The organism is Sulfitobacter sp. KMM 9851, from assembly GCF_057178245.1.
In genome coordinates this window covers 1,646,421-1,666,864 of record NZ_CM169991.1, presented here as the reverse complement: position 1 = coordinate 1,666,864, position 20,444 = coordinate 1,646,421, and the positions used below count along the sequence as shown (strand labels likewise).

The 20,444-nt window shown below is 56.7% G+C and carries 22 protein-coding genes and 1 tRNA gene; 16 read left to right on the top strand and 7 right to left on the bottom strand.

All coding sequences use genetic code 11. The features are described from left to right. Positions 1 to 557 precede the first annotated feature (557 nt). The 3 genes from AC1965_RS08190 to AC1965_RS08180 all read left to right on the top strand — a co-directional run bounded on the left by AC1965_RS08190 (position 558) and on the right by AC1965_RS08180 (position 4,267). On the top strand, positions 558 to 3,014 hold the full coding sequence (locus AC1965_RS08190) for a hypothetical protein (protein WP_483886788.1): 2,457 nt from the start codon (positions 558 to 560) through the stop codon (positions 3,012 to 3,014). A 246-nt stretch (positions 3,015 to 3,260) separates the two neighbouring features. Beyond that, on the top strand, positions 3,261 to 3,746 hold the full coding sequence (locus AC1965_RS08185) for a hypothetical protein (RefSeq protein WP_483886787.1): 486 nt from the start codon (positions 3,261 to 3,263) through the stop codon (positions 3,744 to 3,746). An 80-nt stretch (positions 3,747 to 3,826) separates the two neighbouring features. Beyond that, positions 3,827 to 4,267, top strand: coding sequence for a hypothetical protein (locus tag AC1965_RS08180; RefSeq protein ID WP_483886786.1), 441 nt, complete (start codon positions 3,827 to 3,829; stop codon positions 4,265 to 4,267). A 203-nt stretch (positions 4,268 to 4,470) separates the two neighbouring features. Here the strand turns inward: AC1965_RS08180 and AC1965_RS08175 are convergent. Then, positions 4,471 to 4,560: transfer RNA gene (locus AC1965_RS08175), tRNA-Ser, on the bottom strand. A 197-nt stretch (positions 4,561 to 4,757) separates the two neighbouring features. Between AC1965_RS08175 and AC1965_RS08170 the strand changes: the two genes are divergently transcribed. The 8 genes from AC1965_RS08170 (at position 4,758) to AC1965_RS08135 (ending at position 11,849) form a co-directional block, all read left to right on the top strand. Beyond that, on the top strand, positions 4,758 to 5,543 hold the full coding sequence (locus tag AC1965_RS08170; RefSeq protein ID WP_483886785.1) for a DUF2059 domain-containing protein: 786 nt from the start codon (positions 4,758 to 4,760) through the stop codon (positions 5,541 to 5,543). Next, a complete protein-coding gene (locus tag AC1965_RS08165; protein ID WP_483886784.1) occupies positions 5,543 to 6,352 on the top strand; it encodes a DUF2059 domain-containing protein in 810 nt (269 codons plus the stop codon). Before AC1965_RS08170 ends, AC1965_RS08165 begins: the two co-directional genes overlap by 1 nt. Positions 6,353 to 6,560: 208 nt before the next feature. After that, positions 6,561 to 7,271 carry a 50S ribosomal protein L21 gene (locus AC1965_RS08160; RefSeq protein ID WP_483886783.1) on the top strand — a complete coding sequence of 237 codons (711 nt, stop codon included), beginning with the start codon at positions 6,561 to 6,563 and terminating at the stop codon, positions 7,269 to 7,271. Positions 7,272 to 7,283: 12 nt separating this feature from the next. After that, a complete protein-coding gene (gene rpmA / locus AC1965_RS08155) occupies positions 7,284 to 7,553 on the top strand; it encodes a 50S ribosomal protein L27 (protein ID WP_483886782.1) in 270 nt (89 codons plus the stop codon). Between the two features lie 288 nt (positions 7,554 to 7,841). Beyond that, complete coding sequence (locus AC1965_RS08150) at positions 7,842 to 8,378, top strand: GNAT family N-acetyltransferase (protein ID WP_483887007.1); 537 nt, start codon at positions 7,842 to 7,844, stop codon at positions 8,376 to 8,378. A 30-nt stretch (positions 8,379 to 8,408) separates the two neighbouring features. Beyond that, a complete protein-coding gene (obgE, locus tag AC1965_RS08145) occupies positions 8,409 to 9,443 on the top strand; it encodes a GTPase ObgE (RefSeq protein ID WP_483886781.1) in 1,035 nt (344 codons plus the stop codon). Next, on the top strand, positions 9,431 to 10,537 hold the full coding sequence (gene proB / locus AC1965_RS08140; RefSeq protein WP_483886780.1) for a glutamate 5-kinase: 1,107 nt from the start codon (positions 9,431 to 9,433) through the stop codon (positions 10,535 to 10,537). Before obgE ends, proB begins: the two co-directional genes overlap by 13 nt. A 46-nt stretch (positions 10,538 to 10,583) precedes the next feature. Further along, complete coding sequence (locus tag AC1965_RS08135) at positions 10,584 to 11,849, top strand: glutamate-5-semialdehyde dehydrogenase (protein ID WP_483886779.1); 1,266 nt, start codon at positions 10,584 to 10,586, stop codon at positions 11,847 to 11,849. Position 11,850: 1 nt separating this feature from the next. On the opposite strand, the gene AC1965_RS08130 is transcribed toward AC1965_RS08135, so the two are convergent. Further along, positions 11,851 to 12,447, bottom strand: a complete 597-nt coding sequence (locus tag AC1965_RS08130) for a histidine phosphotransferase family protein (RefSeq protein WP_483886778.1) — start codon at positions 12,445 to 12,447, stop codon at positions 11,851 to 11,853. Between the two features lie 29 nt (positions 12,448 to 12,476). Between AC1965_RS08130 and AC1965_RS08125 the strand changes: the two genes are divergently transcribed. From AC1965_RS08125 to tsf, 5 genes are all read left to right on the top strand, one after another. Further along, positions 12,477 to 12,680 (top strand): DUF3553 domain-containing protein, encoded by a 204-nt coding sequence (locus tag AC1965_RS08125; RefSeq protein WP_483886777.1) that lies wholly within the window; start codon positions 12,477 to 12,479, stop codon positions 12,678 to 12,680. A gap of 130 nt (positions 12,681 to 12,810) precedes the next feature. Further along, on the top strand, positions 12,811 to 13,572 hold the full coding sequence (olsB, locus tag AC1965_RS08120; protein WP_483886776.1) for an L-ornithine N(alpha)-acyltransferase: 762 nt from the start codon (positions 12,811 to 12,813) through the stop codon (positions 13,570 to 13,572). Beyond that, entirely contained in the window at positions 13,569 to 14,429 is an 861-nt protein-coding gene (gene olsA / locus AC1965_RS08115) for a lyso-ornithine lipid O-acyltransferase (protein WP_483886775.1), read from the top strand. The genes olsB and olsA overlap by 4 nt, the downstream gene beginning before the upstream one ends. Before the next feature lie 152 nt (positions 14,430 to 14,581). After that, positions 14,582 to 15,448: a 30S ribosomal protein S2 gene (rpsB, locus tag AC1965_RS08110; RefSeq protein WP_483886774.1), complete on the top strand. Its 867-nt coding sequence runs from the start codon at positions 14,582 to 14,584 to the stop codon at positions 15,446 to 15,448. Positions 15,449 to 15,564: 116 nt separating this feature from the next. Continuing rightward, complete coding sequence (gene tsf, locus AC1965_RS08105) at positions 15,565 to 16,440, top strand: translation elongation factor Ts (protein ID WP_483886773.1); 876 nt, start codon at positions 15,565 to 15,567, stop codon at positions 16,438 to 16,440. Between the two features lie 407 nt (positions 16,441 to 16,847). Here tsf and AC1965_RS08100 read toward each other — a convergent pair whose 3' ends face one another. The 5 genes from AC1965_RS08100 to pstB form a co-directional block, all read right to left on the bottom strand. Next, entirely contained in the window at positions 16,848 to 17,603 is a 756-nt protein-coding gene (locus AC1965_RS08100) for a LuxR family transcriptional regulator (protein ID WP_483886772.1), read from the bottom strand. Continuing rightward, a complete protein-coding gene (gene aroQ / locus AC1965_RS08095) occupies positions 17,600 to 18,040 on the bottom strand; it encodes a type II 3-dehydroquinate dehydratase (protein ID WP_483886771.1) in 441 nt (146 codons plus the stop codon). The genes AC1965_RS08100 and aroQ overlap by 4 nt, the downstream gene beginning before the upstream one ends. Before the next feature lie 195 nt (positions 18,041 to 18,235). Next, on the bottom strand, positions 18,236 to 18,925 hold the full coding sequence (phoB, locus tag AC1965_RS08090) for a phosphate regulon transcriptional regulator PhoB (protein WP_483886770.1): 690 nt from the start codon (positions 18,923 to 18,925) through the stop codon (positions 18,236 to 18,238). Positions 18,926 to 18,930: 5 nt separating this feature from the next. Beyond that, the gene (phoU, locus tag AC1965_RS08085) at positions 18,931 to 19,638 is read right to left on the bottom strand and encodes a phosphate signaling complex protein PhoU (RefSeq protein ID WP_483886769.1); all 708 of its coding nucleotides are present in this window, start codon (positions 19,636 to 19,638) and stop codon (positions 18,931 to 18,933) included. 4 nt (positions 19,639 to 19,642) lie between these two features. Then, complete coding sequence (pstB, locus tag AC1965_RS08080; RefSeq protein WP_483886768.1) at positions 19,643 to 20,440, bottom strand: phosphate ABC transporter ATP-binding protein PstB; 798 nt, start codon at positions 20,438 to 20,440, stop codon at positions 19,643 to 19,645. Positions 20,441 to 20,444: the final 4 nt, after the last annotated feature.

Genomic DNA, 20,444 nt, shown 5'->3' with positions numbered 1-20,444 from the left:
TCTGTTCGGCCTGCCGTTCGCCAGGGGCAAGCCCCTGGACCCTGGCCGCCTGCGGCGACCTTGGGAGACGTCCAACTCTCCCAAACCCTCAAGGGGCTTTCAGCCAGAGAAAGGGAGGTTTCGCCCACCCCTTTCATCCCCACTCGCAGGGTCGTCGTTCGCCACTCCCCCTGCACCCCCTGGCAGCCTGTCCGTCTGGGACCAAAGAGGGGACTTCCCTCTCTGGACGCTCCAAGGCAAGGACCACTCGCCGTCTGTCCCTGCACCCTCTCAGGCGTCTCCGACGGTCATTCGGAACTTGCTAGCGCAGGCGCAAACGGCCCAAACCGGATATACAACCCCAAAATGATGCGGTAGTGCAGAATTCATGAATGAGTGTTCTTAGGCGGCGTTTGCAAGCCATTCTAACATACTGATAAACAGCATAATTGCGATCACCATCCCATCTTAGCAGTTGTGATTAATATGGGTGACGTGCCTTATGCAAAGGTATAACTTTAAGTTAAGCGGGGAGCGGGTATCATCCTAACCGTGTCATTTCAGAATAAGAGGTTTCCATGCAGGCAAAGTTTGAAATGACCGATGGTTTAGCTAACCTATCAAAAATACTTGAGGAATTGCCCTCAGAATCCAATTTCTGGAACGAAGCTCAGAACCGATTTCACTTTGTTGATCGATTACTGATGGAGTGTCTTGGATGGTCTAAGCCTGACCTCAACGTTGAGATGAAAGATGGAGCCGACGGCTGGGCCGACTATACCCTTGGAACTCCGGCAAAGGTTGTCTTAGAGGCCAAAAAGCAATCCGTTCACTTCGGTGATCTGCCAATAGGCAAGGACGTTTCGATCAGAAAAATAGCACCTCTTGTTGCCGCATCCAAAAAACTCAAAGAGGCCATGACTCAAGTCATCGGATACTCGACGATGCTTGGAGCTCAGTGTTCTGTTGTTTGCAACGGGCCACAAATCTTGATTTTTCAAACATTTAACTCTGGGGCATCTCCACTTGATGGAAACTGCTTCTTTTTTAATGGCTTTGAGAACATGAAGACTAACTTTCATACCCTTTGGACTGTGCTATCGCCTGAAGGGGTTCAGGAAAATAGGGCAAATCGCGAACTTCAGGCTCACAAGAATCTTAGGATTCCGCCTAAGGCTTCTGATTCCATTACTGAACCATTCAAAGTTCGCTATCGCAATGCACTACAACAAGAACTCCAATCGATTAGTTCATTGCTGTTAGAAGAACTCGAAGATGAGCCAGAGTTAAAAAAAGCATTTTACAATGAGTGTTATGTGCCCATTGAGGCTAACAACAGACATCTAATGCTTAGCCGCAATATCATCGACGCGCGATACCAAAGAGCAAATTCAGATCAAGGCTCTCTGTCTGCTTTCGAAGTGGTCAAAAAGCCCTCGGGAAGAAGCGACATTTCAATTTCAGATGGGGGATTGCTAGGTGCTACATCAAACAAGCCAATCATTCTTTTGGGCGATGTTGGTGTAGGAAAAACCTCATTTTTCGAGAACTTGATGATGGGCCTTTCGGAGGAAAAAACGTCAAATACGATCACGCTACATTTGAATTTAGGGATTAAGGCTAACCTAACAAAAAGTGTTAAGGACTTTGTTCTTGATGCAATTCCAGAATATCTTTCAACCCTTTATGGCATCTCAATCCTTGACGCAAAATTTGCTGAGAGCGTTTTGAGCAAAGAGTTAGAACAATTTGATAGGAGCCCGGCAGGCCAATTAAAGTCCGTTGATGAAATGGACTACCGGAAATCCAGACTAAAATTCATGCAGGACCATATTGACAAGATTGAAACATACGTTTCACGATGTTTGCAATTCTTGGCGGGAAAGCAAAATAAACAAATTATCGTTTTTGTTGACAACTCTGACCAACGAAAATTTGAAACACAACAGGAAGCATTTCTGATAGCTCAAGAGTTAGCAACACTGAAAGGTGTGCTGGTCTTCATTTCTTTACGTCCCAGCACGTTTTTGCAATCAAAGGAGAAAGGGGCGCTTTCCGGCTACAGGAACAAAGTCCTAACAATTTCGCCACCCCCGGCCGACAGGGTGATCCAAAAACGAATTGAATTCGCGCTACGTATCGCAGATGGAACACAAAAATTCCAAGGCTTGGCTAATGTTCGACTTAATTTAACCAGCGTTGTTGCGTTCTTAAAAGCAACTCTGAGAGCAATTAAATCAAATCAAGAGATACGGCATTTTCTATCAAATATCTCTGGAGGAAACACCCGATCAGTTGTGGAGTTGGTGTCGAGTTTTGTTGGGAGTCCAAATGTTGACTCAAGAAAGATCGTAGAAATTGAAGAGCGATCTGGAGACTACAAGGTCCCGTTGCATGAGTTTACAAAGCACGCGCTGCTGGGTGAATATGCCTACTATTCTCCGCGATCTTCTTTGTATGCACTAAATTTATACGACATTGCCTTTTCAGACCCAAGAGAACATTTTTTGGGCAGTCTGATTACTGCTTACCTGAATTCAGACTCTGGCAAACGTGATAATGATGGATTTACCTATGGTGAAGCGATCATCGACGAAATGGGAGGGCTTGGATTTTCATCTGATCAAACGAGTCATCGATTGCGGTCGCTTGCAGAGAAAAGACTAATCGAAACTCCCCATGCTCACTATCGAGAGATTTCAGTAGGTCCCGAGGTATCGCCGTCCGCATTTCATTTTCGTACAACTTCCATTGGCAACTACCATATCAGGCAATGGTCCGGAACGTTCGCATTTTTGGATGCTATGTCGACTGACACACCTATTTTTGATGAAAATGCTCGCGACTCCATACAATCAATCGCGTCTTCATCATCGATATCGGACCGTTTTGAACGGTCAACACTATTCAGGGACTATCTACACGATTGCTGGACTGCATCTTCCTTGGTTCCGGCCTACTACGATTTTCAGACCGTTCAGAAGGTGGGAGATCAATCTTTTAGGCTTGTTGAACGATTCCTCAGAAGAACTTAGGCCATTAGATCGACAACCAGATAATCTACATCTTGTAGGAGACCTTTTTGCTTTTGTAGCGAAGGTCTGCTTTCCGCCCACTTTGCCCTCTAAACGTATTTTGACGAGAGGGCCTACCCTCTCGCCGCTCTCCCGGATTTTGCCTCCAGTTTTGCTGCGCGGTCTTTGTGACGCGCAGCAAAACTGGAGCCATTTTAGGTCTCCAAAGCTGGTGTCGATTTCCAATCGCATCACAGGAGACCCCAGATGTATCAATCCACTCAACCCTTCGTGCCAGCATTTGATTGGCAGAACCTTGTCGAACGCGGCGATGTCGTCTTGTTCCGGTATCCTCTCGCGGTCGAATACGACGCATCAACGGACACGAGGCCAAAACGTCGCCCCTGCTTGGTTCTCGACGTCTTTACCATAGGCGGAACCTGCTTCATCGAACTCGCCTATGGAACCTCAGCGCCGACCAAAGCTAACCGCGGTTACGAAGTCAGGGTAGGGGAGAAGGGGTCCTGCCACGCAGCTGGCCTGAAGCGGCCGTCGCGCTTTGTCTGCGCCCGTCGGATCATCGTCAGCGTTAATCATTCTGGTTTCGATGACGACGACGATAGCGGAACGCTCATCGGCCGTCTTGATCCGCCACTGATCGAGCGGATGAATGCCGTGCGCGCGCGATTACAAGCCGACGCTGATATAAAGGCAGCCGCGCACGAAGAACGCCGGGAAGATCGGGCACGATAGTCGCGCGTAGTTCGCGGTTTCCTTTTGGGAACCGCGCCTTCGAGCGACCCCGCACCCCCAAACATCAAAGGATAAAGACTATGGAACTACCACTCAATTCGGGCACAGAACTTACCCCAATGGCCGCCGCGTGCTACCCGCTTGCGCGCGCCGCTGCGACGGGCATCGAACAGGATGTTCTCGACCTCATTGCCCCGAAGCCTAAACGCGAGGCCCAAGCGCTCGCGGCGCTCCTTCAGCGTGGGGCGATCTTCGACAAAGGCGTTCTCGCAAAGCTGCACGATCTGGTGGGCGTGCTCGATGCCGAGATCATCGAAGGGACATATGTTGAAACGCATTACGATCACAGCGCGGAGAACGTGTCCGACACACAGGAATACGGAATGGAACGTCTGACGCCGGAGGCCGATCGGCTAACCAACGCACTGGGAGTGCTAATCGAGCTCTACATAACGCTTTCGGCTGTGCACGACCTCCTTCGTGCCGAGAAGGCTCTGCAAGTGCTGCGCGCCGCAGCCTGACCGAACATGCAGGTTTAGACACCCCGCATCAGGCGCGCTGGCGACCCTTCTGCTGCTACAGATGTCAGCGCGCCGCCTTCAATCGCAGCAAAAATCAGAAAATGTGTAGCAAAATGTGTAGCAATTTTGCGCATCTCTTTGCTATGATCTGAGTCTAATATATTGATTTAATGAAATTTTTTGCCGCACCGGTAAGGGTGAAATGGCGGAGAGACAGGGATTCGAACCCTGGGAACCCGTGAAGGCTCAACGGTTTTCGAGACCGCCCCGTTCGACCACTCCGGCACCTCTCCGCGGGGGTCTAGGATGGCCCGTTTAGTCGCGATTGCCCGCACTGGCAAGAGGGGTTTTGCCAATGAAAGCGTCACACGGGAATTTTCATTGCGCCTGCACCATGATGGCCTAAGTTCAGAACAAACCCCTTATACTGGACCCCAACATGCGCATGTTCACCCGTCGCCTTGCCGCTCCCCTTGTTCTTCTATGCGTAATGGCGCTTAGCCTGCCCGCGCAGGCGGCCGACAAGATGCGTCTGGAACAGTTTCTTGAGGTAACGGGTTTTGATGTCGCTCTCGACAGTATTCGCCTGTCGGCTGATTCTGCACCGCAAATGCTGGGGCTGGAGGCGGAAGATTTCGGATCGGAATGGTCGCGGTTGGTGGCCGAGGTGTTCGATACCGACCACATGCACGACATGGCGATGGATATCCTTGGCGAAACCCTGGCCGATGATTTGCTCGATCATGCCGCAGATTTCTATGCCGGTGACCTGGGACAGCGGCTCGTTACGGTCGAAAACAAGGCCCATATGGTCGAGGAAGACGGGCTGAAGGCCGAGGTCGGTGCCGAGATCATCGCCGGTCTGGTGCGCATCGGCTCCGACCGGGTGGAGGCGCTACAGCGGCTCAACACTGCCAGCGATGTGGAAGACATCTCGATCAAGGCGATACAGGAGGTGCAGATCAGATTTCTGATGGCCGCAGCCGGGGCAGGGATCATCGAATTGCAGATGGACGAACCCGATCTGCGCGAGGCCATGCGCGAACAAGAAGGCGCGCTGCGCCGTTCTATCGCTGCCAATGCGCTGGCCAATGCCGCCTATACATATCAGGCGTTCTCGGATGACGAGGTGCTGGCCTATGCCGAAGCGTTGGAAAACCCCAAGATGCAAAAGGTGTATGCCCTCATGAACGCGGTACAATACGAAATCATGGCCAACCGGTTTGAGGCGGTTGCGGCGCGCCTGTCGGCGATGCAGCCCAGTCAGGACCTGTGATGCGCGCGCTGGTCGCGGCTGCGCTGCTGTGGCTGATGGCAGGGCCCGCCCTTGCCGACGCCCGCATGACCGTGTTGGTCGACCTGCTGGGTGTGCAGAACGCCGCTCAGATCATGCGCGCTGAGGGGATGGACCACGCCCAGGAGCTGAACACCGATATGCTGGGCGGGCAGGGTGGCCCCGGCTGGGAGGTGCAGGTCGAGGTGATCTATGACACCGGACGAATGGTTGAACAGGTGCGCGGCGCCCTCGAAGAGCATTTGACCACAGACACTCTGGACGCCGCCATCGCGTTTTACGCATCGGACCTTGGGCGGCAGATCGTGACGCTTGAAAACACCGCCCGCGCCGCCATTTCGCATCCCGACGTCGAAGCGGCGGCCCGCACCAGCTATGCAGAAATCGAAGGCAGCGACGCCCCGAGGCTCGCCCAGATCACCGAGTTGGTTGAGAGCGGCGACATGATCAACCGCAATGTCACCAATGCGCTGAACGCCAATTTTGAATTCATGCGGGGTCTGCGCGATGGCGACGCCCTGCGCGGCGGCGATGAAGAGTTGCTGGGCGACGTCACTGCGGACATCGACAGCGTGACACAAGATACAGTGTCATGGCTTTACGGTTATATGCTGATGGCCTATTCCCCGCTGGATGCCGATGACCTGTCGGGCTATGTGGCCTTTTCCAACACTGACGCCGGGCGCGCGGTAAACGCGGCACTCTTTGACGGTTTTGGCCAGACCTACGAGGATATTTCCTATGCCCTGGGTCGCGCCGTAGCGATGAACATGACAGCGCAGGACCTTTAGCCCCTGCGCCCACCAAACCGGTCAAAACCTGCTTGACTTGGCCCGCTGATCCGCACATAAGCCCGCATCCCGGCGGATCATCCGTCTTTGGGATTGATATGCAATGACGCCCCAGGGCGCGCTGTTCGAGGCGGAGTGGTCGACAGGCTTTTCCATGAACTCCCAGACACGGGGGCCACAGAACGCGGATGACAGAAAAGGAAGACGCATGTTTGCGGTCATCAAGACAGGCGGCAAGCAATACAAGGTACAATCCGGCGATATGCTGCGGGTTGAACGTATTGCGGCCAATGCTGGCGAAAAGATCCAGTTCAACGAAGTTCTGATGCTGGGCGGCGACAAGCCGGTTCTCGGCGCACCTATGGTCAAGGACGCAGGCGTTCAGGCCGAGGTCGTGGACCAGATCAAGGGCGAGAAAGTCATCCACTTCGTCAAGCGCCGCCGGAAGCACTCTTCCAAGCGCACCAAAGGCCACCGTCAGAAACTGACACTGGTCAAGATCACTGACATCCTCGCCTCTGGCGCGGACAAGTCGGGCGTGGCTGCGGCCATCGGCACCGGTTCCGTGAGCGCCGCCGCCGTGGCAGCGATCACCGCCAAGACCGTCGATGGCATCACCAAGCAAGCCAAGGCCAAGAAAGCGCCAAAAGCTGAAAAAGCGGCCGCCCCTAAGGCGAAAGCAGAAAAAGCAGCCCCCAAGGCGAAAAAAGCCGACGCGGGCGCGGACGATCTTAAAGAGCTGAGCGGCGTTGGCCCGGCACTTGAGAAGAAACTGCACGAAGCGGGTATCACCACATTCGCTCAAGTCGCAGCATGGACCGAAGCGGACATCGCCGAGATGGACGAGAAACTGTCTTTCAAAGGCCGGATCGAGCGTGAAGGCTGGATCGAACAGGCCAAAGAAAAGACCAAAGGCTAAGGAGAGACCGAGATGGCACATAAAAAAGCAGGCGGTTCATCCCGTAACGGGCGCGACTCAGCTGGTCGTCGCCTTGGCGTGAAAAAATACGGTGGCGAATCCGTCATCCCAGGCAATATCGTCGTGCGTCAGCGCGGTACCAAGTTCTGGCCGGGCGCAGGTGTGGGCATGGGTAAGGATCACACGATCTTTGCCGTGGTGGATGGCAATGTCCAATTCCACAAAGGCCTTAAAAACCGTACGTTTATTTCGGTTCTGCCGCGCGCGGAGGCCGCTGAATAAGCCGTACCCTGTAAGGTTTGAAAAAATTCTGGGATCGGCGCTACCGCCGGTCCCATTTTTGTTTTTACGGATTGTTTTCATGTGTGATGTATCCCGTCCCGGCACGCTGCGGCTGTCGCCATTGGCGGCCCTAGTGGCGATGCGAATTCACTGTGGTGTTACATTTTGCAGCGATGCAGGGCGCACCGCACTGGCATCACGCCGCGCGACGACTTATCTAATGTGGACTTTGGCAACGCCTCTTGGGGCCAATGCCGCGTTCGTGCTGTTCGGAGGAGGAACATGACGATGCAAATGGAACCCATTGTGAACCAACCGGTGATCGAAACCGACCGCTTTGACCTGCGCCCGACGCGCCGGTCTGATCAAGGTCTGATCGAAATGTACGCCAGCGACCCGCGCGTGGCGATGACTACCGCTTCCATCCCACACCCTTTGCCACCCGGCACGATCGAAGCCTTTGTGACCCGGGCCATGGCAGAGCCGCGCGAAGAAGACGTCTGGGTCATGGATGGCACAAAATCCGGCAGCTCCGAGGTGATGGGCGTAATTTCCCTGACCCGGCTGGACCGCAACCAATCTGAAGTCGGCTATTGGGTGGCACCGGCCTTTTGGAACACCCATTTGGCGTCCGACGCCGTGCTGGCAATGGTTCAGGCCAACCCGTTGAAAAACGATGCTATGTTCGCGTCGGTGTTTCACGACAACCCGGCCTCGGCCAAGGTGCTGACAAATGCGGGATTTGTGTACCTCGGGGATGCCGAAATCTATTGTCTGGCGCGCGATGCTGCCGTACCCACATGGACCTATAGCCGCAAGCTTTAGGCCCATTATCCGCCCCCGAAAGGCAAGCCCATGAAATTTCTCGACCTGTGCAAAGTCTATATCCGTTCCGGCGGGGGCGGGGGCGGTTGTATATCGTTCCGGCGTGAGAAATTCATCGAATACGGTGGTCCGGATGGCGGCGATGGCGGTGGCGGCGGTTCTGTCTGGGCCGAGGCCGTGGATGGGTTGAACACGTTGATCGACTTTCGCTATCAGCAACACTTCTTTGCCAAAAGCGGCCAGCCAGGCATGGGCAAGCAGCGCACCGGCAAAGATGGCGAGGACATCATCCTGCGCGTGCCTGTCGGCACCGAGATCCTTGATGAGGATCAGGAAACAGTGATCGCAGACCTGACAGAGCTGGGCCAGCGCGTGCAACTTGCACGTGGCGGTAACGGCGGTTGGGGCAACCTGCATTTCAAATCCGCCACCAATCAGGCCCCGCGCCGGGCCAACCCAGGGCAGGAGGGCGTGGAACGCACGCTTTGGCTGCGGCTGAAACTGATTGCAGATGTTGGACTGCTGGGTCTGCCCAATGCGGGCAAATCCACCTTTCTGGCGGCGACCTCAAACGCGCGACCAAAAATAGCCGATTACCCCTTCACCACCCTGCACCCCAACCTGGGTGTGGTCGGCGTGGACAACACCGAATTTGTCGTCGCCGACATTCCCGGCCTGATCGAAGGCGCGTCCGAAGGGCGGGGTCTGGGCGATCTGTTCTTAGGCCATGTGGAACGCTGCGCGGTCCTGCTGCATCTGGTCGATGGCACCTCGGAAACCGTCGCCGAGGACTATCAGACCATCATCACCGAACTCGAAGCCTACGGTGGCGATTTGGCTGACAAGCCACGGGTTACTGTCCTGAACAAAGTTGATGCGTTGGATGAAGAAGAACGCGTAACCAAGCGGAAAGAATTGGAAAAAGCCTGCGGCGGCGATGTGATGATGATGTCCGGTGTGGCGCGCGAAGGTGTCGTCGAAGTGCTGCGGACCCTGCGCCAGAACATCGACGAAGACCGCCTGCGCCATCGTCCGGCCGAGGAAGAAGCACCTTGGCAACCCTAAGTCGCGCCACCCGTGTCGTGGTCAAGATCGGCTCCGCCCTGTTGGTGGACCGCAACACCGGAGCATTGCGACACGACTGGCTGAAAGGGCTGGCGCTTGATGTCGTGTGGCTCAAGGGCTTGGGGATCGACGTTGTGCTCGTTTCCTCCGGTTCTATCGCGCTGGGGCGCGGCGTACTGGGCCTGCCGATGACGACGCTGGCGTTGGAACAGGCGCAGGCCGCTGCGGCGGTGGGCCAGATCAGACTGGCCCGCGCCTATGAGGAAATTCTCGCCCCGCATGGCATCACCACCGCACAGGTGCTTGTCACGCTCGAAGACAGCGCCAACCGCCGCCGCTACCTCAATAGCCGTGCCACGATGGAGCAGTTGCTGTCGCTGGGCGTGGTCCCGATCGTCAACGAAAATGACACCGTGGCGACCGATGAAATCCGCTTTGGTGACAATGACCGTTTGGCGGCACAAATCGCGGTGACGGTGGGGGCGGATCAGTTGATCCTGCTGTCGGATGTCGATGGATTCTACAGCGCCAACCCATCCGAAGACCCATCAGCGCAACGCTATGACATCATTGATGAAATCACCCCCGAGATTGAGGCGATGGCGGGCGATGCGGGATCTGGCCTGTCCAAGGGCGGCATGAAGACCAAATTGATGGCGGCCCGCACGGCCACGGCGGCCGGCTGCGCCATGGCGATCACCGAAGGGTCAATCATGCGCCCCTTGTCTGCTTTGGAAGGCGGGGCTAACGCCACATGGTTCACCGCCCAGACCGATCCACAAGCCGCGCGCAAACGCTGGATCGCGGCCATGAAACCACGCGGATCAGTTACACTTGATGCCGGTGCCGTGGCGGCGATGGCGCGGGGAAAATCGCTGTTGCCTGCGGGCATAACTGCCGTCACCGGCCCGTTCGAACGCGGTGACAGCGTGGCGTTGCTTGATCCTGCGGGCCGTGCAATTGGCTATGGGCTGTGCCGCTATTCCTCGGTTGAGGCAGCACAGATCAAAGGCCACCAAAGCGCCGAAATCGAGCGGCTTTTGGGCTATCCGGGTCGGGCTGCTTTGATTCACCGCGATGATATGGCACTGTAACGGGCCGGTTTCGGCCTGACTGACTTTAACAAAAGGGTGTAGGGCTATGAAAGACTTTGAAAATATCCCCGAACTTATGGCCGACATCGGCGCGCGCGCCCGCATTGCGGCAGCGCGTTTGGCCACTGCCTCTGCCGAGCGTAAACATGCCGCCCTGATCAGTGCCGCCGACGCAGTCTGGGCAAACCGCAGTGATATTCTCGCCGCAAACGCCAAGGATCTCGACTTTGGCCGCGACAAGGGCCTGTCGGACGCGATGATGGACCGTTTGACACTGGACGAAGACCGCATCCGCAGCATGGTTGACGGGTTGCGCAGTGTTGCGGAACAGCCCGATCCGGTGGGCGAGGTCTTGGCCGATTGGGATCAGCCGTCGGGGCTCAATATACAGCGCGTGCGCACACCGCTCGGCGTGATCGGCGTGATCTATGAATCGCGCCCCAATGTGACCGCCGATGCGGGCGCGCTTTGCCTCAAGGCTGGCAACGCCGTGATCCTGCGTGGCGGATCGGAAAGTTTTCATTCATCGCGTGCCATTCACGCCTGCCTGCAACAGGGGCTGCGCGACGCCGGTCTGCCCGAAGACGCGGTGCAACTGGTGCCAACGCGCGACCGCGCCGCCGTGCGCGAGATGCTGACGATGACCGATACCATCGACGTGATCGTGCCACGGGGCGGCAAGGGTTTGGTTGGTCTGGTGCAACGCGAGGCGCGCGTGCCGGTTTTTGCGCATCTCGAAGGCATCGTGCATATCTACATCGACGCCGAAGCGGACCCCGAAAAGGCGCTCAAGGTTGTCCTGAATGCCAAGACCCGCCGCACCGGCATCTGTGGTGCTGCGGAATGCCTGCTGATCCATGAAAAAGTGGCCAAAACAATCGGGCAGGGGGTTATCCGTGCTTTGATCGATGCCGGCGTCGAAGTCCGTGTGGACAGCGCCCTGACCACAGTGCCCGGCGCCACGCCAGCGCAAGACGATGATTGGGGCCGCGAATATCTGGACATGATCATCGCCGCGCGGGTGGTGCCAGACATCGACGCGGCGATCGCCCATATCAGGCAGTTCGGATCGAACCACACCGACTGCATCCTGACGGAAGACGCGGGTGCGGCAGCGCGGTTCATGAATGAATTGGATTCAGCGATCCTCATGCACAACGCCTCAACCCAATTTGCCGATGGCGGTGAGTTTGGCATGGGCGCCGAGATCGGTATTGCCACGGGCAAAATGCATGCCCGCGGGCCGGTTGGTGCCGCGCAGTTGACCAGCTTTAAATACCTTGTGCGTGGCGATGGAACGGTGCGGAGCTAGCCTAAAACCGGATCGTGAGGGTGGTCTCATCTGACTGCGACCCCACCAGCCGCCCGATGTCCGATGCAATCATCGGCAGCAGCACGAATTGCACATGCGCCGGTTGCAGTTTGTCGCTTTGATCGGGGTTTTCCAACAGGGCCCATAGGTCGGGATCGACGGAAATCTTGTCGGCCGTGGCCCGCAGTTTCCAATGGCCGTCTTGAACCTCTATCGCGATGCGCCCCCCGTAAGGCATCGCCGTTTCAAGGCACAAGATTGCCAGAAACACTAAACGCGTGATATTGCGGGATTGTGGTTCTTCAGGGGTCCAGTCCACCGATAGGCGCCCACCGCTGTAAAGATCGCGCAGGATCGAAACCACCTCGGCTCGGCCAACCGATTGTTCACCTGCCGCGCCAAAGGCGATGCGAAAGAAACGGATGCGGGCGGTGGCGCTGCCGACGCTTTGGCCGATCAGGTCCAGTTCAGGTCCCTGCACCACACCAGACATGTTCAGCAATTCTAACCCGTTGTTGATTGCACCGACCGGAGATATCAGATCGTGGCAGATGCGACTGCCGATCAAGGCAGATAGGTTAAGATGACTTTGGCCCATGCTGGCCCCCTATGATGGCAGGACGACAAATGGATGATTTGAACGCAGTGCTGGTACCCGGCATGTTGGTGCGCCACCCCGACCAGCCCGATTGGGGCGTCGGCCAAGTGCAAAGCAACGTGGGCGGCAAAGTGACAGTCAATTTTCGCGACCAGGGCAAGATTGTCATAGACAGCTTTCGCTTAGGGTTGATACCCGTCTTTGATGCCGGATCATCCTTGTCAAAATCTTAACGATAGAAAAAGTTTTCTTAACACAACCAAAGATAGTTTAGCGGCGGTTGGGCGGAAATAGCAAGTGTTGCGCTGCATCGGGCAATTGCCTATCACGCAGCCAATTGCACCAAAGGCACAGAACCCGCCCATGTCCCGCGGCCCGGCAACAGATTTTCAGGTGACCTTGGCCGAGACGCCACAGGACCTGCGTGCGGCGCAGCAGTTGCGCTACCGTGTGTTTGTCGAAGAGTTGGGCGGCGGCGGTACAATGGTCGACCATGATCAGCGGATTGAGCAGGATCGCTTTGACCCTTACTTCGATCACCTGCTGCTGAGGGATTTGCGCAGCGGCGACGTGGTGGGCGTGTATCGGCTGATGCGCGCCGACATGGCCGCGCGGGCAGGGGGCTTTTACTCCGAGGCAGAATACGACCTGTCAAAACTCACTGGATCGGGCCGCCGGGTACTTGAACTGGGGCGTTCCTGCCTTGATCCGGCTTATCGCGGCGGCATGGCGATGCATTACCTCTGGGGTGCGTTGGCGCAGTATGTGGCCGATCACAAGATCGAGGTGCTGTTCGGCGTTGCCAGTTTTCATGGCACCGATACGGCGTCACTGGCCCAGCCGCTGTCGATGCTGCACCACCGGCATCTGGCGCCGCCTGAATTGCGGGTGCGTGCCCATGCGGACTGTTTTCAACCGATGAACCTGATAGCCGAGGCCGATCTAGACCGCCGCGCCGCGATGTTGCAGATGCCCAGCCTGATCAAGGCCTACCTGCGGCTGGGGGGCTGCGTGGGCGAAGGGGCCTTTATCGACCGCGCGTTCAATACCACCGATGTCTGCCTGATCATGGACACTAACCAGATGAATGCCCGTCAGGCGCGGATTTACGGTGGCGCCCCGTGACCATCACCTGGGACAGCAACACGCCACCGCCGCCGACGAAGATCACAGCGAGGGGATGGCTCAGGGTCGTCCTACGGGGCCTGTCGCTGGGGGTATTGGTATTTGGTGGCCTACTGGTGCTTCTGGCAATCAGACTATTCGAACGCCCGCTTTGCGGGCTGCACCGACCGGTTACCCCGCATATCACACAAGCGGTCTGCCGGACCGCCTTTTGCATCCTCGGGATTGGCCACATCGTGCAGGGTCGGCCGATGCAAGGGCGGGGGGCGGTGGTGGCCAACCACACCTCCTGGCTGGATATCTTTGCGCTGAATGCGGTCAAACGCATATATTTCGTGTCCAAGTCCGAAGTCGCAGGTTGGCCCGGTATCGGCTGGCTGGCACGCGCCACGGGCACGGTATTCATCCGGCGCGAACCGGCACAGGCGCGCAGGCAAAAAGACCTGTTTCAGGCCCGCCTGCTGGCCGGTCACAAGCTGCTGTTCTTTCCCGAAGGCACCAGCACCGATGGGCAACAGGTGATCACGTTCAAAACGACCCTGTTCGAAGCTTTCTTTGCCCCCGATCTGCGCGATGTCATCGCAGTGCAGCCGGTCAGCGTGGCCTATCACGCCCCACCGGGGGCCGACGTACGGTTTTATGGCTGGTGGGGTGACATGTCATTTGGCGCACATCTGCTGGCCACGCTGGCGCCGGCCCGGCAAGGGGCGGTGACGGTCGTTTACCACACCCCTCTCAGCGTCGCCGATTTCCCTAACCGCAAAGCACTGGCAAAGGCCTGCGAGGATCAGGTGCGCGCCGGACACAGCGCCGCGCAGGCCACCCCAACCGCACCCCTGGTGGTCGATGAGCAATAGCCCTTGCACGCCTGACAAATAACGCCTATACGCGCCCCACTTAAACCCGCAGTCGGGGTTGGGCCTTTTGGGGAGAAATCCCAAAGCGTCCGCCGGTTGGCAGCACATGCTGTCATACCCCCGATGAGGCTAAACCGGAAAGGTATAAAGACATGGCTCTTCCTGAGTTCTCCATGCGCCAATTGCTCGAAGCAGGCGTACACTTTGGTCACCAGACACAGCGCTGGAACCCCCGCATGGGCCCGTATATCTACGGCGCACGCAACGGCATCCACATCATGGACCTGACACAGACTGTTCCAATGCTGGACCAGGCCCTGCAGGTCATCCGTGACACCGTCGCCAAAGGCGGCAGCATCCTGTTCGTCGGGACCAAGCGTCAGGCCGCACAGCCGATCGCCGACGCCGCCGAAAAATGCGCACAGTATTACATGAACCACCGCTGGCTTGGCGGCACGCTGACCAACTGGCAGACCGTGTCCAAATCGATTCAGCGCCTGAAATCCATCGACGAACAGTCCGAGCGCGGCTTTGAAGGTCTGACCAAGAAAGAGCGTCTGGGCATGGAACGCGACCAGTTCAAACTGGAAGCATCGCTGGGCGGTATTCGCGAAATGGGCGGTCGCCCTGACCTGATCTTCGTCATCGACGTGAAAAAAGAACAGCTGGCCATCGCCGAAGCCAACAAACTGGGTATCCCGGTTGTTGCGGTTGTCGACACCAACTGCCCGCCCGACGGCATTGACTATATCATCCCGGGCAACGACGACGCTGCCCGTGCCATCGCGCTGTATTGCGATCTGGCCGCGCGCGCCGCACTTGACGGCATGTCCGCACAGCTGGGCGCCGCCGGTGTCGATCTGGGTGCCATGGAACAAGCGCCCGAAGAAGAAGCGCTGAGCGAAGGCGTCGAAGTCGGCAATGCATCTAACGAGACCGTGCACAACGATGCTATGGCCAAAGATGCGCCACTGGATATCGAATCCACCAAAGAGACCGTCGAAAAAGCGCAAAGCTAATTCTGTCACGGTCCTGAAACATGGGGCAGGGATATCCTGCCCCATGTTTCACCGCTCAAATTTTTATGAATGACGGGCCTATGCCCGACCCCGATTCCCAAAAGGAGAACCTACAGATGGCAATCACCGCATCTATGGTCAAAGAACTGCGCGACAGCACTGGCGCAGGCATGATGGACGCCAAAAAGGCGCTGACAGAAACCGATGGCGACATGGAAGCGGCCGTTGACTGGCTGCGCACCAAAGGCCTCGCCAAAGCCGCCAAGAAATCCGGCCGCACAGCAGCCGAAGGCCTCGTGGCTGTTAAGGTCGAAGGCGGCCATGGCGCCGCTGTCGAAGTGAACTCCGAAACCGATTTCGTGGGCAAAAACGCCGACTTCCAGAAAATGGTGGCCGGTATCGCGAACGTGGCCGTTAAGGCCGCCGACATCGACGCGCTGAAAGCGGCTGACATGAACGGCAAGACCGTCGAGCAGACCGTGACAGACGCGGTTGCCGTGATCGGTGAAAACATGTCGGTCCGCCGCATGGCCACCATCGACGGTGATACAGTTGTGTCCTACGTACACAACGCTGCCGCACCCGGGATGGGCAAAATCGGTGTTCTGGTCGCAATGACCGGTGGCAACGAAGAGTTTGGCAAACAGGTTGCCATGCACATCGCCGCCGTGAACCCTGCGTCCCTGTCCGAGGCCGATCTTGATCCAGCGGTTGTGGAAAAAGAAAAGCAGGTTCAGATGGATATCGCCCGCGAAAGCGGCAAGCCAGAGGCCGTGATCGAAATGATGATCGTTGGGCGTATGCAAAAGTACATGTCCGAAGTGACGCTGCTGAACCAGTCCTTCGTTGTTAACCCTGACCTTACAGTCGGCAAAGCCGCCGAAGAAGCAGGTGCAACAATCACCGGTTTCATTCGTCTCGAAGTGGGCGAAGGCATCGAAGTCATCAAGGAAGATTTCGCCGCCGAAGTGGCCAAAGCCGCCAAAGGCTAAACACCCTAATAAATCTTGAAACGAGGCGGTGTATTTTGATGCATCGCCTTTTTTCTTGCCTGCTTTTTCGGGTCGCAAATACCCTCAGGGAGTTTGAGGGACAGCGTCCCTCATTTTCTGCCGCAGGCAGGAAAGGCGGGATCACCACACGGCGATGATCCCACATGCGTCCCGCGACGGGGTGCTCGGGGAGGAGCGGGGACACAATTACCCCGGTCAACCAGGCCGATAAATAGGCCCAGCTGAACCCGGCGGCGCCAAAGAGCCTTGAAATTGCAAAGATTTAGGCGCCGTTGCTCAAGTGGCCAAACCAACCAGCAGAAGCAAGGTTACCTTGCGTTAACCTTTTCCAAATCGCTAGTAAGGGATTCCATACCTTCGATACGATTTTTGCCGGAAACTGCTCGTCAGACGTCCAATACAAACATCTGATTGGCAAATGCCGCCTTGAGCACGGCCTGCGCGGTTGTTTCGACAGACAGCGCCTCGCGCGCCAGGCGCAGATGCTTTTCCACGGTCGCTGAGGTCAAACCCATCAACACAGCGATATCCTGCATTGTCTTGCCATCACCGACCCATTCAAGCGCCTCGCGCTGCCGCCGCGTCAGGGCGCGACTGGGAGTGCTATAGGGCAGGGTGAGGATCTTGAGATGCGCAATCTCGTTCATCAGTTGAATATCACCGCCGTGCTCCGCCCATATCTCGTCGACCTCGGCCTGTGTAGTGCCCGCACGCGCGGTCAACGCGATGGCGCCCTTAGACCGGGCAGAAATCGACTTGAAACTCACCGTATAGCCCGCAGTGACGCCCATGCGACGGTTAAAATCCAGCACCCGCGCCTCCGCAGGTGTCATGGCCCGCTCGCGCGACATGTCATGCAGTACCGTCCAGCTACAGGCACCTTCATTCGCCAGTGCCCAGCGAACCATCGGCGCATGGAAATACAGACCACCCCCAAGAAACATATCGAGGTATTCATGCTTGTGATTGCTAAGGATGATGAAATCCTCAGGGTCACCCAACGACGTCGATGTGCGGTACCGGGTAAACCCATAGATCAGTCGGTCAAACCCAAATTCCGCCATCCGCTCAAGATGCGCGTCCCACAGTTCCTCGATCGTTGGGGCATGTGCCACAAAATGGAGATAATCCCGTAAATTCATTTACTTACAAGCCTATCTTTAAGCGCCTGCAGCGCCATGACATAGCCAAAGGCGCCAAAGCCGCAAATCTGCCCAACAGCCACCGCCGCTATATAGGACTTGTGACGAAAACTCTCGCGCGCGTGGATATTGCTCAGATGCACTTCAATCACGGGCAATTCGACTGACGAAATAGCATCCATTAGCGCCACGGAGGTGTGGGTATATGCACCGGCATTCAGCACGATCGCATCGTGCTTGCCCTTGGCCGCATGAATGAGATCGATCAGCACGCCTTCGTGGTTGCTTTGCTCGAACTGAATGCTCTGACCCAGACGCGTGGCCTCGGTCACGCAGAGCGCTTCAACATCAGCCAGGGTTGTTGTGCCGTAGACGTCGGGCTGACGGGAACCGAGCAGGTTCAGGTTCGGACCGTTCAGGATCAGGACGGAGGACATCAGCGCGCACTTTCATTGGTTGATTATTGTTAACGGAGCAAGGCTGCTGCTGTCCAGCGTCAGCCGTCATTCAACCCTTACTGTGGCGAGAGGGGCGCAGTGTGATATCACCTGACAGATCTACACAATACCTATAATCAGTATTATGTAAATAAAACCTATGCCTAAACCTTTGAAATCACGCGGTTCCGCGTGCTAACCCAAGGCGTAGCCCGCACCGCGCACCGTTCGGATGGGATCACCACCCCCATGACGCGTCAGCGCTTTTCTAAGCCGCGCGATGTGAACATCGACCGTCCGCGTGTCCACATAGATGTCACGGCCCCACACGTGGTCCAGCAATTGATCGCGGCTGAACACCCGGCCGGGCTTTTCCAACAAGGTAATCAGCAAGCGGTATTCCGTCGGTCCCAGCTTTAGTTCCTGATCAGCACGGCTGACGCGGTGACGCTCAGGATCGAGGTTGATATCATCAAAGCTCAGCATCGCCCCTGACGCCGCAGGACGTGTGCGCCGCAACTGGGTCCGTACCCGCGCCATCAGTTCGCGCAGGTTATAGGGCTTGATCACATAATCATCCGCGCCGGTCTCAAGCCCACGCACGGTATCGACCTCTTCGGACCGCGCTGACAGCATGATGATCGGAATACTGCGCGTGTCCTCACGCGTTTTGAGCTGTCGGCACACTTCAATCCCACTCATCAGCGGCATCATCCAGTCAAGGATCACCAGATCCGGCAGCGCCTCAGCAACGAGCAGCATCGCTTCCTCGCCATTCTCGGCACGGCGCACAGCAAAACCTTCTGCCTCCAGATTATAGGCCAGCACCTCACGTTGGGCCGGTTCGTCTTCGACCAGTAGAACCTGTGGCTGTGTCACGGACATACTGTTCAACCCTTTGTATTTACAGACGTTTGATCGGCTTTTGGCCGCGCGTCATCAGGATGTTGGCCGGTAACCAGATAGACCACCTGCTCGGCAATGGCCGTCACATGGTCGCCCATGCGTTCAACGTTTTTGGCAATGAAGTGCAGATGCATGCAGGCCGTAATGTTGCGCGGATCTTCCATCATAAAAGTCAGGAATTCCCGGAACAGCGCATTGTACATCTGGTCGACATCTTCGTCGCGGCTGATCACATCCAGCGCCAGGCTGGCGTCGCGTTGAATATAGGCGTCCAGCGCGTCTTTCAGCATACCCTCGACGGTGCGCGCCATGCGGCGGATGGCACCGGTGCTGTCGCTCACGGGCGGCATCTGGGCCAAGACACTGGTGCGCTTGGCCATATTTTTCGCATAGTCGCCAATACGTTCCAGGTTGGCACTAATCTTGATCACGCTCAACGTCAGGCGCAGATCGACGGCTGTGGGCGCCCGCAAGGCGATCACTCGCGCAGCACTTTCGTTGATTAATTCTTCAAGCCCATCAATGGCTTGGTCGCCGTTCCTAACCTGAAGTGCGAGTTCTTCGTCGCGGGTTTCCAGTGATTGCGCGCCCAGCCTAATGGCATCTTCGACCAGGCCGCCCATCTTCATGATCTGGGCCTGGACGCCTTCTAGGTCGCGGTCAAAAGCTGATGCAATGTGTTGATCTGACATGATATTATCCAATCCGGCCGGTAATGTAGCTCTCGGTGCGGGGGTCTTTGGGGTTGGTGAAAATGTCGTCGGTGTCGCCAAATTCGACCAGATTACCAAGGTGGAAAAAGGCGGTTTTCTGGCTGACCCGCGCGGCCTGCTGCATCGAGTGGGTCACGATCACCACCGAAAAGTTCTTCCGCAATTCGTCGATCAATTCCTCGACTTGTGCCGTTGCAATCGGGTCCAGCGCGGAACAGGGTTCATCCATCAGCAGCACCTCGGGTTCCGTCGCCACCGCGCGTGCGATGCACAGCCGCTGTTGTTGGCCACCCGACAGTCCGGTTCCGGGTGCGTGCAGCCGATCCTTAACCTCGTTCCAGATCGCGCCACGCCGCAAAGCGCGTTCGACGATTTCGTCCAATTCGGTCTTGTTGCGTGCCAACCCGTGAATACGTGGACCGTAGGCGACGTTGTCATAGATCGACTTTGGAAACGGGTTCGGTTTTTGAAAAACCATGCCCACCTTGGCCCGCAGCTGGACAGGGTCGACTTTGCGGTCATAGATATCTTCGCCGTCGATGCGGATGTCACCAGTTACCCGGCATACATCAATTGTGTCGTTCATCCTGTTGATACAGCGCAGGAATGTCGACTTGCCACAGCCCGATGGCCCGATAAATGCGGTCACAGTATTGGCGCTGATATCGACGTTCACGTCCTTGATGGCATGGGTGTCGCCGTAATAGACCTGCACATTGCGGGCCGCGATCTTGACGGGGTGCGTTGTCACGTCATTCTCCGAAATTCTGTTGTCTTTCATGGGT